Annotated in this window: 13 protein-coding genes; 12 read left to right on the top strand and 1 reads right to left on the bottom strand. The window is 57.7% G+C overall.

Annotated features, from left to right (window positions below; translation table 11 throughout):
• Positions 1-1,074 precede the first annotated feature (1,074 nt).
• The 7 genes from KGZ66_00615 (at position 1,075) to KGZ66_00585 (ending at position 8,529) form a co-directional block, all read left to right on the top strand.
• Positions 1,075-2,256 (top strand): N-acetylmuramoyl-L-alanine amidase, encoded by a 1,182-nt coding sequence (locus KGZ66_00615; GenBank protein ID MBS3984098.1) that lies wholly within the window; start codon positions 1,075-1,077, stop codon positions 2,254-2,256.
• A 145-nt stretch (positions 2,257-2,401) separates the two neighbouring features.
• Positions 2,402-2,665, top strand: coding sequence for a Veg family protein (locus KGZ66_00610; protein ID MBS3984097.1), 264 nt, complete (start codon positions 2,402-2,404; stop codon positions 2,663-2,665).
• Positions 2,666-2,794: 129 nt separating this feature from the next.
• On the top strand, positions 2,795-3,613 hold the full coding sequence (locus KGZ66_00605; GenBank protein ID MBS3984096.1) for a cyanophycinase: 819 nt from the start codon (positions 2,795-2,797) through the stop codon (positions 3,611-3,613).
• Complete coding sequence (gene cphA / locus KGZ66_00600) at positions 3,610-6,216, top strand: cyanophycin synthetase (GenBank protein MBS3984095.1); 2,607 nt, start codon at positions 3,610-3,612, stop codon at positions 6,214-6,216. The genes KGZ66_00605 and cphA overlap by 4 nt, the downstream gene beginning before the upstream one ends.
• A gap of 44 nt (positions 6,217-6,260) precedes the next feature.
• Complete coding sequence (gene ispE, locus KGZ66_00595) at positions 6,261-7,100, top strand: 4-(cytidine 5'-diphospho)-2-C-methyl-D-erythritol kinase (protein ID MBS3984094.1); 840 nt, start codon at positions 6,261-6,263, stop codon at positions 7,098-7,100.
• A complete protein-coding gene (locus tag KGZ66_00590; protein ID MBS3984093.1) occupies positions 7,097-7,765 on the top strand; it encodes a GntR family transcriptional regulator in 669 nt (222 codons plus the stop codon). Before ispE ends, KGZ66_00590 begins: the two co-directional genes overlap by 4 nt.
• A 14-nt stretch (positions 7,766-7,779) precedes the next feature.
• A complete protein-coding gene (locus KGZ66_00585) occupies positions 7,780-8,529 on the top strand; it encodes a nucleotidyltransferase family protein (protein MBS3984092.1) in 750 nt (249 codons plus the stop codon).
• 59 nt (positions 8,530-8,588) lie between these two features.
• Here the strand turns inward: KGZ66_00585 and KGZ66_00580 are convergent, their stop codons facing one another.
• Positions 8,589-9,119 carry a hypothetical protein gene (locus KGZ66_00580; GenBank protein ID MBS3984091.1) on the bottom strand — a complete coding sequence of 177 codons (531 nt, stop codon included), beginning with the start codon at positions 9,117-9,119 and terminating at the stop codon, positions 8,589-8,591.
• A 171-nt stretch (positions 9,120-9,290) separates the two neighbouring features.
• Between KGZ66_00580 and spoVG the strand changes: the two genes are divergently transcribed.
• From spoVG to mfd, 5 genes are all read left to right on the top strand, one after another.
• A complete protein-coding gene (spoVG, locus tag KGZ66_00575) occupies positions 9,291-9,560 on the top strand; it encodes a septation regulator SpoVG (GenBank protein MBS3984090.1) in 270 nt (89 codons plus the stop codon).
• A gap of 129 nt (positions 9,561-9,689) precedes the next feature.
• Positions 9,690-11,087 (top strand): bifunctional UDP-N-acetylglucosamine diphosphorylase/glucosamine-1-phosphate N-acetyltransferase GlmU, encoded by a 1,398-nt coding sequence (glmU, locus tag KGZ66_00570; protein ID MBS3984089.1) that lies wholly within the window; start codon positions 9,690-9,692, stop codon positions 11,085-11,087.
• 37 nt (positions 11,088-11,124) lie between these two features.
• On the top strand, positions 11,125-12,072 hold the full coding sequence (locus KGZ66_00565) for a ribose-phosphate pyrophosphokinase (protein ID MBS3984088.1): 948 nt from the start codon (positions 11,125-11,127) through the stop codon (positions 12,070-12,072).
• 251 nt (positions 12,073-12,323) lie between these two features.
• On the top strand, positions 12,324-12,893 hold the full coding sequence (pth, locus tag KGZ66_00560; protein MBS3984087.1) for an aminoacyl-tRNA hydrolase: 570 nt from the start codon (positions 12,324-12,326) through the stop codon (positions 12,891-12,893).
• An 82-nt stretch (positions 12,894-12,975) separates the two neighbouring features.
• Positions 12,976-16,470, top strand: a complete 3,495-nt coding sequence (mfd, locus tag KGZ66_00555; protein MBS3984086.1) for a transcription-repair coupling factor — start codon at positions 12,976-12,978, stop codon at positions 16,468-16,470.
• Positions 16,471-16,503 lie beyond the last annotated feature (33 nt).

Here is a 16,503-nt window from a genome sequence, read left to right as displayed (position 1 = left end):
GACGAGGGACATCTTTACCGCGAACGCCGTTGATGAAATCTACCGTTTCTCAGGCGGGTCGGCACGGGTAATTAACAAGCTCTGCACACATTGCCTAATGTACGCCTCACAGAACCGGCAACGTATAATTGACGATCACATGGTAAAGCGAGTGATACAAGGAGAACTAACTTAGGCTTTTACTCCGACACAGGGTAGGGCAATGCTGAGGAGCAACCTGAGCGGCGTCGGAGGTTTAGCAGAGGGATGATGCGTTGCATCGTCCTTTCTTCATCCCTCTGGAAAACCAAAGCGGTAAACCTTGGGGGTTCGGGGGCAAAGCCCCCGATATGCCTAACTCTAGCAGTGGCCACCCGAACCAGTAGTTTCGGCCACGCTTCACGGCAATCCTCGGTCAACTTACGCCGTCTGCTGCGGGACAAATTGCGTTAGCAGTAACACTTGGGGTGTGGGACGGTGCTGGGGAAGTGACCCGTGGGCGTCAACTTGGTTCTGGTACGGGCTTCACATGGACCCTGCCAGTGTCAGGGAACGATACGGTATTCCGACAGAGAGCGTGTCAGACACAGTACGATTACCGCCTCGAAGAGTATGTCATCGAGCAGTACCAAGACAATGGAGATACATGGGTGTGGGTCCGCATAGGGACCGAGAACAAGTTCTATGCCCGTCAATTGAATGCCAACGCTACAGCCGCTGGTTACATTGAGACCCTTGCCGCCGCGCCTCATGCAGCGTGGACAGGGAACTCAATAGGACCACATGCAGGGCAGAAGAAGTCAACGTCCGAGATGGATGAGTTTGAAAGCGGCTTCAGTGCGACTGTTCTCTTTATGCAACTCAATCTGTCTGTGAGGCATACGACTGAGACCGAAAGCGTATGGGAAGTTTGGAATCGTGGTGCAACGTCCTATGAACTGGGTGTCGGTGACAATAGATCATGGGTATGGAGGCCCTAACGTAGTGTGTGGGTAAGGTCGGCCACTTGACGGTTACGACGCATTTCACAAAGTAGCACACCCGCAGGCGCAATGTCGCACTCCCGTTCATACACTGCTATGAGGGGGAGTGTTTGTGTTGTCAGGGAAAGCTTTGGGGGTGAAAACAACAAGGGCAGCCATAGTCGTTAACGGCCAGCCGCCGAGTGACTATGCTTTGCTTGAGTATGACCAAGGTGCGCTCTACGCACAGCTGAGCGAGGTCTTTCGCGCTCTAGGTGGCAACACGGTGTGGGCAGGGAACGACAGTCCGGCGGTCGTGACATGGCGAAATAATCTCTTCGTCGTGCCCGTAAATGAAAAGGGCGCCGCGCTAAACGGCGAGAAGGTCATATTGGCACGCGAGACGCTAGTCTACGAGGGGAAGTTATACGTGTGCCTAGAGTCTTTGGCGGAGGCCTTCTTGGGCAGTGTACGCTTTGTGGACGGCACGCTACACCTGAACCTGTCGCTTGGGCGCCTGCTCGGCCTGCAGTTTGCGCACAACTCCCTCGTGTTCAGTTGGAGCGGGAACCAACGCACTACCGCGTTGCCCTCAGCGCAAGGTCTTTGCCTCGAAGGAACGGGGTGGCCGGCCGCACTACGCGCCGTAACTATGGAGCGAACGCCCGAAGGCCATGTCGCGGTCAAAGTCGACGTGCGGGGTGGCCACGTGGCGAGCAAAAGAGGGGAGCAGGGCGTCAAGTTCGAGTGGGAAGCCAGTCCGCATCGACTCAGAGGGCGCCGCATCGCGCTTGACGCGGGGCACGGCGGACAGCAGCCCGGCGCAATCGGGCCTGCCGGTTACCTAGAAAAGGACCTCGCCCGGCAAGTGGTAGATAGATTAGCGGCAGAACTGCGGGAGCTGCAGGTGGAAGTTCTCGACATTAGGCCAAATGACCAATCGCTATCATTGGCGGAGCGCGTCAACCGCGCGCGGCAAGGCGGGGCCGAGGCCTTTCTGAGCGTGCACTTTAACGCTCACGAACGCAGTGAGGTCTGCGGTACGGAGACCTATCACTCCGCGGAGAACACCCAGGGCCGAGACTTAGCGCGCCTAGTGCACAACGAGCTCATCGCCGCACTGAAACTGCGTGACCGCGGCGTTAAGCAGGCGGCGTTCTACGTGCTGCGCACGCAACCGGAGGTGCCGGCCGTTGTCGTCGAAATTGGGTTTCTTACGCATCCGGCGGAGGAGCTGTTCTTAGCCAAAGAAGCTACGCAACAAAAAGCTGCGCAGGCGCTCTGTCGCGCTTTGGCGCGCTACTTCGAGGCGTAGGGCGTGACATTATCACTGTCCGTTTAAGTGCGCGAAATTTTGCTTGACAGTGCCTAGTGGCGTTGCTATAATAATTAACTTCCGGTTGACACCGCCTGCTTGTCTTGGTATAATCATGCTAGACAAGCAGGGAAGGTGGGTTTTTGTGAATAGCAATGTCATTGCGGACATTCGCCGCGACCTTGAACTGCACATCGGGGAAAAGGTTTGGTTAAGGGCCAACCGAGGCCGACGCAAGGCGACAGTACGCGAAGGCATTATCGAGAGCACGTACACCTCTCATTTCCTCGTGCGGATGGGAGAGCAGCACTGTGTCAGCCGTATCTCCGTCAGTTATGCCGATGTCTTAACCCAATCAGTAGAGCTGTCTATCGGACCTGAGCAACGAGTAGTGAACTTGCGAGGTTAGGCAAATTCACCCCATATGTTTCTAAAGCCACTCCGTGAATTTCTCAATTCGCGGAGTGGCTTTTGTGTGCGGTATATCACCTGCGGTCAAGGGCAACTCTAGACTAGATGACAAAAGGAGATTGGAAAAGTGGTCAAAGACATCGAGGGGTATCTCTTTGTCATTGGCGGGGCCGAAGACAAGGAAGGTAAGTGTACCATCCTGCGCCGCTTTATAACTCTCGCCGGAGCGAGTCAAGCGGTTATCGCGGTGGTAACTGCCGCTACAGAGCGTCCCGGTGAGGCGGGACACCGCTACGAAGAGCTGTTTAGCCGCTTGGGAGCAGGGAAAGTTCGCCTGCTGCATGTTGCCGACCGCGAACAGGCTAATGACAAAAGGAGCGTAGCCCTCGTAGAAAAGGCTACGGGCGTGTACTTTACCGGAGGCGATCAACTCCGCATTACGAGCCTGGTGGGCGGAACTGCGCTCGACGATGAACTAAAGAAAGTAAGTCGGCGCGGAGCGGTCATCGCGGGAACCAGCGCCGGCGCTTCTGTCATGAGCGACATTATGATCGTGGCAGGTATGGGTCAGGCGGAACCTAAACAGGACTCCCTGCGCTTAGCACCCGGTCTTGGACTCATCAGCCAAGTGGTCATTGACCAGCACTTTGCGCAGCGGGGAAGAATCGGCAGGCTCCTAGGCGCGATGGCACAGAACCCATATGTAATGGGACTAGGCATTGACGAAGACACCGCAATTGAAGTGTCGACTAGTGGGAGGTTTACAGTAGTGGGCTCAGGCTGCGTCACGGTCTTAGATGGGCGCACTTTAACGCACAGCACGGTATCTGACACCTCTGCAGACGAACCCTTAGCGCTTACGGATGTTACGCTGCACATCCTGCCCGCAGGGTACTCTTTTGACCTGATGACGAGAAAGCCTTCCTTCGGAAAGGTAAAGTTATGAAAGTTCAAGACATTAAAGTTTTCGAGGGAAGAAACATTTACGCGCACTTTCCCGTGTCCAAGATTACGGTTGACCTAGGATCCTTAACCGAGCGCGAAAGCGCGGAGTACGCAGGCTTTGCCGAGCGGCTCGAACAGCTACTGCCGGGGCTCAGAGACCACCGCTGTGCAGGTAAGCCCGGGGGGTTTGCCGCGCGCCTTAGGTCTGGCACGTACTTTGGCCATGTTCTGGAACATGTTTTCCTTGAGCTGCAGGCGAGCGTGGGCGCGGCCAAGAACTTTGGCCAGACGCGGCAGATAGGCGACGGTTCTCTGTATGCCGTGGTAGTAGAGCATGCGTGTCCGGAGGCTGTGGCGCCGCTCACTGCTCTCGCCGTTGATCTAATCGCGGCTTGCCTGGATAACCGGGAGTTTGAGCTGGCAAGCAAGCTAGAGCCTATTCGCTCGCAGATCACTGCCGGGCAGCTCGGGCCAAGCACGTCCGCGATTGCGTGTGCGGCCGCACAGCGAGGGATTTCCGTTCGCCGCCTAGGACTAGAAAGCCTGCTGCAGCTGGGAACCGGCTGTTTCGCGCGGCGCGTGCAGGCGACAGTTGGGCACGACACGTCGTGTATCGCCGTAGATATCGCCGCCGACAAAACCATGACCAAGTACATTCTAGCCAAAGCCGGTGTACCAGTGCCCTTTGGCTATGCTGTTGCCACACTGCCGGAGGCCATCGAAGCGTGGCGCACGATAGGCAAGCCGGTCGCCATCAAACCCAGTGACGGCAATCAGGGGCGCGGCGTGAGTCTTAACGTCAACTCCGAAGCAGACGTAATCGAAGCCTTTGCCTTGGCCAGACGGCACAGCAGTAAGCTAATCGTAGAGGAGTACATTGTCGGCAGGCACTACCGGGTGCTCGTCGTAGGGGGGAAGCTCGTAGCTGCCTCCGAGCGCACTCCCGCGCATGTGGTAGGCGACGGGCGCCACTCTGTCGAGGAGCTAGTCGCAATCGCTAATCAAGACCCGCGGCGAGGCGAAAAGCACGAGAAGCCCCTAACACGCATGGCCATCGACGAACTGGCTCTCGGCGTCTTGCGCAAGCAAGGGCATGCGCCGACAACCGTTCCTGCCCGCGGCGAGGCGGTGTTTTTGCGCGGGAGCGCTAATCTGAGCACCGGCGGCACCGCGACTGATGTCACTGCCCTTGTGCATCAGAGCGTCGCCGAACTGACGGAGAGAGTGGCGCGACTGATTGGGCTCGATATCGCCGGCATCGACTTAGTAATGCCGGACATCGCCTGCCCGCTCACGCAGGGCGCGATTATAGAGGTTAATGCCGCGCCGGGCATTCGCATGCACCTATATCCCTCAGAAGGACAAACGCGCGACGTAGCCGGTGCTATCGTAGACATGATTTTCCCGCCGGGGCAAAGAACAGAAGTGCCGCTCATTACCGTAACCGGCACTAACGGCAAGACCACGACCACGCGCCTGATTGCGGCCGGGCTTCGCCGCGCCTATTCCTACGTAGGGTATGCAACGTCGGCCGGCATCTACATCAACGACCGCCTGCTCGTCAGCGGGGATACGACCGGTCCGTGGAGTGCAGGCGTGTTGCTCGGCGACCCGCTCGTGCAGGCAGTAGCTTTGGAGGTAGCGCGGGGCGGGATTATTCGCGGCGGCCTCGGCTATAATCTTGCCGACGTCGCCGTGGTCACTAACGTCACGGAAGACCATCTAGGCCAAGACGGAGTGCGGGATCTCGACGAGCTCTGCCACGTCAAAGCACTCGTAGCCGAAGCCGTGCGCCCCGGTGGGAAGGTGGTTGTAAACGCCGAGAACGAATACAGCCTGCGGGCGGGCCTGCGCTCCGGGCGGGAAATGGTGCTGTTCGGCAAGGAGCGAAGCGCACTGCTCGACGAACACTTAGCGCGAGGCGGCTGTGCGGTCTTCGTCGACAGCGGCTCGTTTTGCGTGGTGCAGGCGGGGGAGCTTTTGCTCACCTTAGACGTAAACGTCGTGCCGCTCGTCTTTGGCGGCAAGGCTCGCCACAACCTAGAAAACTGCGCGGCGGCGCTTGCGGCCCTCTACAGCATAGGCGTGCCTCTAGACGCATGCAGAGAGACACTTACAGCGTTTCAGCCGGATCTAGCTCACAACCCCGGGCGGCAGAATCTCATCAAAGTTGCGCACGCCTCGGTACTGGTTGATTACGGGCATAACGTCAAGGGTCTCGAATATGTGACGGAGTTAGCGCGTGGGCTGTGTCGCGGTCGCTTGCTCGGGGTCGTCTGTGCTCCCGGCGACCGCACAGATGAGAGCATTGTCAAGCTAGGGCAAACTGCCGGCGAAAGGTTTGATTCTCTCCGCATTAAAGAAGACAAGGATTTGCGCGGGCGTAAGCCGGGCGAGGTAGCGGCACTGCTTCAGGCCGGAGCCTCGGCAGGCGGTGCTGCGGCCGATATAGCCGTCGTGCTTGACGAAAGGCAGGCCCTGCGCGAGAGCTTAGCTAGCGCCAAATCCGACGACCTGGTAGTGGTGTTCTATGAGTCGCTGCCGGCTACGCTAGACCATCTCAGCTCTCTAGCCGAGGAGTTTGGCGCGCCATTGCTCCACTAGAAATGTGAGCGCCGGTGTATTAAAATGGGGGAGAGGTGTATGTTGTGGCTGTAAGGCTCCTTTCCCCCGCCAAAATAAACTTGCGCCTGAAAGTTCTCGGAAAGAGGGCAGACGGCTACCACGAAGTAGACACAATCCTGCAGTCGATGGACCTCTGCGACGAAGTAACTATTGCACTTTCTAATGAAGACCTGCGCCTCCATGCCCCCCCGCACTTGCCGTCTGGGGAAGGGAACCTCTGCTACCAAGCTGCGCAGGCTTTTTTTGCCCGCTTAGGACGCGTTCCCGGTGCTACGCTTTGGCTCACCAAACGCATCCCCGTGCAAGCGGGGCTAGGCGGCGGGAGCAGCAATGCCGCAGCGGTCTTGCTTGGGCTAAACCAGTTACACCACAACCCCCTAAGTACGGAGGAACTGGGGCTGTTAGCAGCGCGACTAGGCTCGGATGTCCCCTTTTTTCTTGCCGGCGGCACGGCGCGTGCGCGCGGACGGGGTGAGCAGCTTGAAGCGTTGCCGGATGCCAGACAGTGGTGGCTACGGATTATAAAGCCCTACGCCGGCCTGTCTACGGCCGAGGTGTATGCGGCGTGGCGTCCCCATACAGGCACCCGCGAAGTTTGTGGGGACGACGGGTATTATAATGACCTCGAGCAGGCGGCGCAGGAGCTTTTGCCGCCGCTCGCCGATATCTATCAGGTGCTCAGATTAGACGGAGCTAAGAGAGTCCTGCTTTGCGGCAGCGGCTCGGCGGTGTGTGGGTTTTACGCGTCGCCTCCGGTCGGCGTTTTGTCGCTAGGCGACGGTTACTGTGAGTTTCTTGCGCGTACCATGACGCGCCTAGAGTACAGCCGAGCTACCGCAGTTAAGGAGTGTGAGGTCATTTGATTCCCATTAAACTCGAAAACTACAAGCCGCTGCGCGATATTGTCTTTGAGCACCTGCGCGCGGCGATTATTTCGGGGGCTCTCAAGCCGGGAGAGCGGCTGATGGAGCTGCAGCTAGCCGAAGACATGGGCGTGAGCCGTACGCCCGTGCGCGAGGCCATACGCAAGCTAGAGCTTGAGGGGCTCGTAAGCATGGTGGCGCGACGCGGCGCATACGTTTCCGACCTGAGCATTCGCGATATCGCCGAGACTTTTGAAGTGCGTGCCGCCCTCGAATCCTTAGCGGCTGGCCTTGCCGCCGAGCGCATTGTGCCGGAGGAGTTAGAGCAACTCGAACGCGTTTTGGTGGAGATTGGGACGTGTGAGCAGCAGGGGACCATCGAACGCATGGTAGAATTAGACGAGGAGTTCCACGCCTTGCTCTTTGCCGCTACCCGCAACAGCCGCCTGTCGCAGATTATTAGCAACTTGCGCGAGCAAATCGCCCGCTTTCGGCGCTCATCCCTGTCTACACCGGGCAGGATAAAGGCAGTGTTTCAAGAACATAAGAGCATTGTCGAGGCTATTTCTGACCGCAACAGCTCACTCGCGCAGGCGCTCGCTAGAGAACACATCGAGAATGCCGAGCATTCACTGATGGACTGGGTCAAAGAGCGCAAGGCGTAGACAGGAGGGCTGCTATGAATGCAATTATTCTCGCCGGTGGGTCTCATCACGACGAGTTTGCGCGTCGGCATGGAGCTAGTAACAAGGCGCTGATCCCCATTGGGAGCAAGCCTATGTTTGCGCACGTACTCGAGGCGTTGCTCGGTTCTAAGTTGATACAGACAATCGTCGCGGTAGGTCCTGTCGCCGACCTAGTGCACTACAGAGGGCCTCGCGTCACTTTAATCGAGGACAGCGGCGACATGGTGGCTAACTGCCTGACGGCAGTGCGCGCCCTGCCGGGAAGCGAGCGCGTAGTTGTCGTGACCTCAGACATACCCATGCTCACCACGCCCGTGCTCGACAGCTACTTAACGAGTATAGCCGACAGAGAAGGCGACTTCTTCTACCCCATTATCAGCAAGGAGACCAACGAACGCCAATATCCCGGCGTCAAGCGTACTTACGCGACGCTGCGCGAAGGCACTTTTACCGGGGGGAATCTGAGCGTAGTCAATGCAGCCGTCGCCGAGCGCGTCGGCAGTCGGATGCGGGAGTTTGTGGCCTTGCGCAAGAGCGTCTTGGGCCTAGGCTCGCTGATCGGGCTCCGGTTCTTGTTTAAGCTTTTGGCCGGACAGCTCTCCATTGCTGAAGTCGAAGCGCGCATGTCGGAGCTCTTAGAGTGCAAGTGCGTCGCTGTAGTCTGTCCATACCCTGAGATTGGTACAGACATTGACAAAGACAGCGACCTAGACATTGCGCGCCGCATTCTGGCGGGGGCGTAAGGTTTGTGACTAAAGAAGAGGGCTGTTCCGCCTAAAGCAGAGCAGCCCTTTTGCGACCATTATCTACGGGTAGTGGCGGAATGCGATTCTACGTCGCGCGCACCGTTTTCGCGCAGTATGGTTGAGGCCCGGTCCACTTTGTTGTCACTGCACCTAAGTACGGCTAGAATTTTGCCCTGACGGACTTCTTCCTGCAGTTGGCGTCCGCGTGTTTCGGGAATGCCCCAGTCAAGCAACCCCCCCGCCAGTCCACCGGTTGCGGCGCCTGTGAGAGCGGCGGCTATAGGGCCGGCGGCGACGATGGGGCCAAGTCCCGGGATGGCTATAGCGCCGGCACCGAGGGCTAGCCCTGCCAACCCGCCCCAAGCCGCACCCGAGGTAACGCCGTCACTGATGTTGTCTTGCCGCATCGACGTCTGGGTGTCGCGGCCCATACCGCCGCCGCGCCCGCCGCCTGTCGTCTTCCCTTGACCTCTGTCTTTGGAGATAAGGGAGATCTCCTGCTCGGTGAAGCCGCTGTCACGCAGCGCGCGCACCGCACGCTCGGCTTCACTTTCTGTGCTGAACAGACCGATTACTGTCCTCTGCATGCTAACCACTCCTCAAATTGTTTTGGGAACCGCTAGTAGTGTGTGCCAACAGCAGGGGGATATGCGCGGGATAGCACAAAATCACAAAACTTTGCGCAAAAAAGAAGGAAATCTTGCGTGGAGGTAGAATTGAGGCAATAAATGGACAGCGTGGAGAAAGGCGGTGAGACCATGAATATTACTGATGTGCGTATCCGCAAGGTCAGCAACGAAGGACGTATGAAGGCTATAGTTTCGATTACCATCGAAAACGCTTTCGTCATCCACGACGTGCGCGTTGTCGACGGCAACAACGGGCTGTTTGTAGCGATGCCAAGTCGGAAGACTCCGGCTGGGGAATTCCGCGACATAGCGCATCCTATCAACTCTACGACGCGCGAGAGAATCCAGAGCGAAGTGCTGGAGGCCTATCGCCGGGAGTTGGAGAGAGTAGTCTCGTAACTGCCAAGAGATACATAAGTTAAGAAGCCGCCATTTAGCGCAGCCTACCCTAAGGTTGCGCCTTGTCTTTTGCTTGCTCTGCAGTATAATGGAGGCGACAGTAGTTACCTTGACTCGAGGAGGGGCGCTATGGGTTATGACATTGCCGCCGTTATTTTGGCTGCCGGCGAGGGCAAGCGCATGCGAAGTCAGTTGGTTAAGACAGCGCACAAAGTGGCGGGAGTGCCTATCGTGCGCCATGTGGTCAGGGCGGCGACAGCCGCCAAAGCAGAGAGGATAGTCGTGGTTGTAGGCAAAGATGCCGATGTCGTGCGCGAGGCAGCCGGGCCCGGGTGCTCTTTTGTCGTACAGGCGGAGCGCTTAGGCACGGGTCATGCCTGCCAGCGGGCCGAGCCGGTGCTTGGGGAGTTTGCCGGCACAGTCTTAGTGTTGTGCGGCGATGCCCCGCTGATTACTCCTGCCACCCTAACGCGCCTGCTGGACACACACCACAGCCTTGGCGCCTTGGCAACAATTTTGACCGGACGACCCAAGGATACGCGCGGGCTCGGGCGCATCAAACGCGATAGCCAAGGCAGGTTTGTCGGTATTGTCGAAGAACGCGATGCTACGGAGCAGGAGCTGGCCATTCAAGAAGTAAACGCCGGCTTCTACTGCTTTTCTGCTCGCTACCTGTGGCCTGCGCTGGCCAAACTAAACAACGCCAACGCACAAGGAGAGTATCTGCTTACCGACGTTTTTGCCGAGCTCCTTAAACAGGGTCACATCGGCACCTTAGAGACGCCGCAGTGGGAAGAAACCATCGGCATTAACGACCGCATCTGGTTGGCAAAGGCAGAGGAAGCTTGGCAAGAGCGCAAACAACTCGAGTTAATGCAGCGTGGGGTGACTATTATTGCGCCGCAGACTACATATATCGCGGCGGATGTCGAGATCTTAGAGGATACCGTCATTTGGCCTCACACATTGCTTAAAGGACGCACGCGTATCGGCCGCAACTGCGAAATCGGCCCGAGCAGCATAATTAGTGACAGCACCATCGATGACGGCGCGAGCGTAGTGCACTCGGTGGTGACAGAATCCTGTATCGGGCGCGGCGCGCGCGTCGGGCCGTTTGCCCACCTGCGCCCGCAAAGCGAGCTCGGCGAAGCTGTGCGCGTCGGTAATTTTGTCGAGATAAAGAAATCTACGCTTGGCGAGGGGGCTAAGGTACCTCACCTCGCTTATGTAGGTGACGCGGAGATTGGCAAACGCGCCAACCTCGGGGCCGGAGTCATCGTTGTCAACTACGATGGGCAAAAAAAGCATGCGACGACGATAGGCGACGACGCTTTTGTGGGGTGTAACGCCAACTTGGTGGCCCCGGTTAATATTGGGGAAGAAGCCTTTGTGGCCGCGGGCTCCACGATTACGCGCGATGTTCCGGCCGGTGCTTTGGCGGTAGGCCGCGCGCGACAGGAAAACAAAGAAGGCTGGGCCAAGCGGCGCAAGACCACGGAAGTTTCACCGGGCGAAAGTTTGTGCTAGAATACAGTGCGTAGCGTAGTGAGGAGTGGGCAGATTGATCGCATATCCTGACAGACGACTTAAGATCTTCACCGGCAATGCTAACCCCGCCTTGGCCAAACAAATTGCTGAACATCTAGGGATACCCTTAGGGCAGGGGCAGGTAATGCGGTTTAGCGACGGCGAAGTGCATGTGCGGATTGAAGAGAGCGTGCGCGGCGCGGATATATTTGTCGTGCAGCCCACCTCGACCCCCGTTAACGAGCACCTAATGGAACTCCTGATTATGATTGACGCCCTGCGCCGCGCTTCGGCGCGCCGGATTACGGCGGTTATTCCCTATTACGGTTACGCCAGACAAGACCGGAAGACCAGGGCCAGAGACCCTATTACCGCCAAGCTTACAGCCAACTTATTGACCACAGCGGGAGTAGACCGCGTATTGGCCATGGACTTGCATGCCGGGCAAATCCAAGGGTTTTTTGACATTCCGGTGGATCATCTGCCGGGTGTCCCTATCTTAGCCGAGTACTTCAAAAGTAAAGGCCTGCAGGATATGGTTGTCGTATCGCCTGACCTTGGCGGCGTGACGCGCGCGCGCGATTTGGCCAACCGCCTTGGGGTAGATATCGCCATCATTGACAAGCGGCGCCCCGAGCCTAATGTCGCCGAAGTTATGAACATTATCGGGCGCATACGTGGCAAGCGCGTCATTATGATTGACGACATTATCGATACGGCCGGCACAATCACTTTAGGGGCAGAAGCGCTGCTTGCGCACGGTGCTAGCGAAGTTTATGCCTGTTGCACGCACGCCGTCTTGTCCGGGCCGGCAGTGACTCGCCTTGCGGCATCACCGGTAACGGAAGTGGTAATCACGGACACTATCCCTCTCCCCGCGGACAAGCAGATTGCCAAATTTACCGTGCTCCCCGTGGCCCCGTTGTTTGGAGACGCCATACTGCGCATCTATGAGGATTTATCGGTAAGTAAGTTGTTTGATTAAGGGCCGTGAGCCGCCAGCCGCCAGCTGTGAGCTGTGAGCTGTGAGCTGTGAACTGTGAGCGGGGCAATCATGAATCGTGAATCGTGAATCATGAACTGCAACGGCGGAGCGGCTTTCCGCTTTCCGCTGTAAGCTGTGCGCCGTATGCCATCAGCTACGGAGCACGAAGCACGAAGCACGGAGCACGCTCCCTACTCCTGGCGGCCGGCGGCCGGCGGCTGGTAGCCCCTCCACGAAACGGAGGTGCCCCCTTGAAACTAATCGTCGGTCTAGGAAACCCGGGCAGTGAGTATTCCGGCACGCGCCACAATGCCGGGTTTGCTGTGCTAGCCGCGCTCGCCGCCAAACATGGTGTGCGTGTAAGTATGAACACGCACCAGTCGCTGCTTGGGCGCGGCAAGATTTGCGGTGTCGGCGTCTACTTGCAGCAACCGCTGACCTTTATGAATCGCTCGGGGCAGGCCGTTAAGGCTGCGGTAGCGAGGCTAGACATCGACCTAAGTGACATGCTAGTGATTAGCGATGACCTTGATTTGCCGCTAGGCAGCCTGCGTATCCGCGCCCAAGGCGGCGCGGGTGGGCAGAAGGGCCTGCAAAGCATTGCCGACTGCCTTGGCACGACTGAGTTCGCGCGCTTGCGGGTTGGCATAGGCAGGCCGCCCTTAGGCGTTTCTACCGAAGACTATGTGTTGGAGCGCTTTAGCGAGGACGAGAAGGCGTTGTTCGCGCGCACCGTGGAGCGTGCCATAGAAGCGGTGGAAACATTTGTGCTGTATGGGGTAGAGACAGCGGCTAATCGACATAATAGTTGTGCAAAATAGCGCGCCTGCAAGCGCACTACGCCCTAGCGGAGAAGCTAGGGCTTATGAAGCTTGAAATGGCGGCTAATCTGGAGGGGTAGCAGTGCAGCACATCATTAATGAGTACATCGAGAGCGACAGCTGGTACGATTTCGCGCGCGCCGTAAAGGAAGGTCATCGCCATCTGTATGTGAGCGGAGCCACACAGCTCGGCAAGGCGTTGTTACTGGCGACGGCGCGAACGCAGTGGAAAGTGCCGCTCCTCATCGTGGCTCCCTTGGCCTCGCATGCGGAGCGCCTGCGCGCCGACCTCGAGCGCATGCTGCCCGGGCTTGACGTAGCTCTCTTTCCAGCCGAAGAGGCCTTGCTCTACGGCCTCACGGCGCAGAGTCCGGAGCTTTTAGGGCAGCGCCTAGCTCTCTTAGCGCGCCTTGTGAGCGGCGAGCGCCCGGCGGTAGTTATAACTACATGGGATGCGTTGCTTGTCCGCTTGGTGCCGCCTAACCTCTTTCGCGCTCATTGCTTAAACGTCTCCGTGGGGCAGACTATGCGTAGAGACGAGCTTGTGCTGCGCCTAATCAACAGCGGATATGAGCGTGTCGAACTGGTAGAGACGATGGGGCAGTGTGCGGTGCGCGGGGGCATTGTCGATGTCTTTCCTCTCAGCGGCCAAGAGCCTGTGCGGCTGGAGTTCTTTGGGGACACAGTCGACTCCATCCGAGTCTACGATTTAACGACACAGCGCTCGCAGTTAAACAAAGCTAGCGTTATTTTGCCGCCTGCCGTAGAGGTGTTTTGGCCGGAGAGCCAGACTAAAGCAGGTCTTGAGAAAATTCGAGCATCGCTTAAGACAGCTTCAGCCTCCCTTGATGTCGAGCGCGGGCGGCTGCTGAAAAAGAATATCGAGCAGGACTGCGAGCGGCTGCAAAACGGCGTCTCGTTTCCGGGGAGAATGCGGTACTGGCCTTTCTTCCTTGACGACGCAGCCACCATGTTGGATTACCTGCCGGCCGATACGGTAGTGGTGCTAGACGAGCCGACCCGGCTCATCGAAAAAGCCGAAGGTGCGGCGCGTGACCTAAAAGAGCAGTACGCGGCTATGCTAATGGGCGGGCAAATTCTTCCCGCGCAGCATAAAGCCTTTCTGCAAGATTTCGAGCTAATCCACGCCCTAGAGCGCTTCCCAACGGTGTTGTTAGCCACCTTGCCCAAGCGGCCGGCGCGTTTTCGCATAAACGCACAACTGGCCGTCTTGCAGAAGACTCCCCCGAGCTACTGGGGCCAGCTCGACCTCTTGCGCAAGGACATCCGCCGGCTCACGCAGTCGGGGTATCGGCTGTTGCTCGCGGCTAGTTCGCCACAGCGGCAAAGTGAACTGGTGCGGCAACTGCGGGAGGCCGACATCGAGGCGGTACTCTGGGCAGAGAACACATTGCCGCCGCGTGGGGTATTTGCTGTCATCAGCGCGGAGCTAGAAGAAGGGCTTGAGCTTCCTGACGCCAAGTTGTTCATTCTAGCCGAGGGAGATGTCTCGGGCAAGACACGAGCCCGCAGGCGGCGCCAGCCGAAGGCGGCGGCCGAAGGGGCGCGTCTCTTGTCGCATCGCGACCTAGTCCCCGGAGATTACGTCGTGCACGTACACCACGGCATCGGCAAATACTTAGGAATACGCAGCTTGCAGGTCGGCGGGGTAGAGAGGGATTACATTGAGATAAACTACAGCGGGGAAGACAAACTCTATGTCCCCACCGACCAAATGCACTTAATGCAGAAATACGTGGGGGCCGAGGGCAAGGAACCCAAAGTGCACTCGCTTGGCAATACCGAGTGGGCCAAAACTAAGGTAAGAGTCAAGGAATCTGTGCAGAAGATGGCTGCGGAGCTCGTTGCTCTCTATGCCGGGCGCGCCTCAGTCCCCGGGTATGCATTTGGCCCCGACAAACCTTGGCAAAAGGAAATGGAAGACAATTTCCCCTACGTCGAGACTCCGGACCAACTGCGCAGCATCGAAGAAGTCAAGCGAGATATGGAGACGCCTAAGGTCATGGAGCGACTCCTCTGCGGGGACGTCGGCTACGGCAAGACCGAGGTGGCTGTGCGCGCCGCCTTTAAGGCTATCCTAGACGGAAAACAAGTGGCGGTGCTTGTGCCTACGACCATTCTTGCGGAGCAGCATTTTCACACTTTTCGCGAGCGCTTTGCCGGTTTCCCCATTGAAGTAGCTGTACTTAGCCGCTTTAAAGGTACCAAGGACAACAAGCAGACAGCCAAACGCATTGCTGCCGGGGCGGTCGACCTAGCTATCGGCACACACCGCTTACTTGGCGCCGACGTGCGGTTTAAAGACCTAGGCCTCCTGATTATCGACGAGGAACAGCGCTTTGGTGTGCAACACAAAGAAAAAGTAAAGATGCTTAAGCACGACGTAGATGTCCTGACGCTGTCAGCTACCCCGATTCCGCGCACGCTACATATGGCCATGGTGGGGCTTAGGGATGTGAGCGTAATCGAGACCCCGCCTGAGGACCGTTATCCCGTGCAGACGTACGTGTGCGAATACCACGACAGCGCGATAAAACACGCGATTGAAAGGGAGCTTGAGCGAGGCGGGCAAGTGTATTACGTCCACAACAGAGTGCGTACGATTAAGAGTGTAGCCGCACATCTGCAAAACCTGGTGCCAAATGCCCGCATTGCCATCGGTCACGGTCAGATGGGGGAAGAGAAACTAGAGCGCATTTTCCTTGACTTCCTCGAGGGTGAGTATGACATCCTATTAAGTACGACCATCATTGAGTCCGGGCTAGACATCCCTAATGTGAACACCATAATTGTGGAGGACGCGGATAAGTTCGGCCTAGCGCAGCTCTATCAGCTACGCGGGCGCGTAGGGCGGGCTACGCGCGTAGGATACAGCTACCTTACTTATCATCCGGAGAAGAACTTAACCGAAGTGGCCGAGAAGCGACTAAGCGCGCTTAGGGAGTTTACGCAGTTAGGTGCCGGGTTTAAGATTGCCCTGCGGGACCTAGAAATCCGCGGCGCGGGCAATCTCCTAGGTCCGGAACAGCACGGCTTTATGGCCTCGGTTGGCTTTGACTTGTACTGTCAGATGCTCGAAGAAGAAATTCAGAACTTGCGCGGCATAACGCCGGTCAAACCGGTAGAAGTGGAGATTAAGCTCCCGGTAGACGCGTTCTTCCCAGGCCGGTACATCCGCGATTCGCGCCAAAAAATCGAAATGTACAAGCGTGTGGCCGCAGCAAACAGTGAAGCAGAGCTAGACGATGTGGTAGATGAGCTGATTGACCGCTATGGGGAGCCTAGCGAGCCGGTAAACAACCTACTTAACGTCGCCCGCTTAAAGCTTATCGCGGGGAAATTAGGCGTCATGAGTATAGTAGGCACCGACCAAGCGATTACGCTTAAGCTTTCACCCGCCACGCGGATTGACGCGAGCGCCATTATGCGGGCTTTCCAGGAATATAAGGAGATAGCCGTAGAGAACCACAAGGGGCATGCGCTGCTCTGGCGCGGGCACGGCGAACTGGCAGCACAAGTACAGCGGTTAACTAAGGCGCTTAGGCTGTTGGCGTGATCTGGGAAGGGTGCCCAGTGCCCAGTGCTCAGT

Source organism: Selenomonadales bacterium, from assembly GCA_018335585.1.
GTDB lineage: Bacteria > Bacillota > UBA994 > UBA994 > UBA994 > UBA994.
Note: the sequence above shows the minus strand (reverse complement) of the source record. Positions and strands in the feature narration are given on the sequence as shown.

Coding starts and splice junctions, on each gene's coding strand:
- cphA (MBS3984095.1), top strand. CDS start 3,610: ATGAAAGTTCAAGACATTAAAGTTTTCGAGGGAAGAAACATTTACGCG.
- KGZ66_00585 (MBS3984092.1), top strand. CDS start 7,780: ATGAATGCAATTATTCTCGCCGGTGGGTCTCATCACGACGAGTTTGCG.
- KGZ66_00580 (MBS3984091.1), bottom strand. CDS start 9,119: ATGCAGAGGACAGTAATCGGTCTGTTCAGCACAGAAAGTGAAGCCGAG.
- spoVG (MBS3984090.1), top strand. CDS start 9,291: ATGAATATTACTGATGTGCGTATCCGCAAGGTCAGCAACGAAGGACGT.
- glmU (MBS3984089.1), top strand. CDS start 9,690: ATGGGTTATGACATTGCCGCCGTTATTTTGGCTGCCGGCGAGGGCAAG.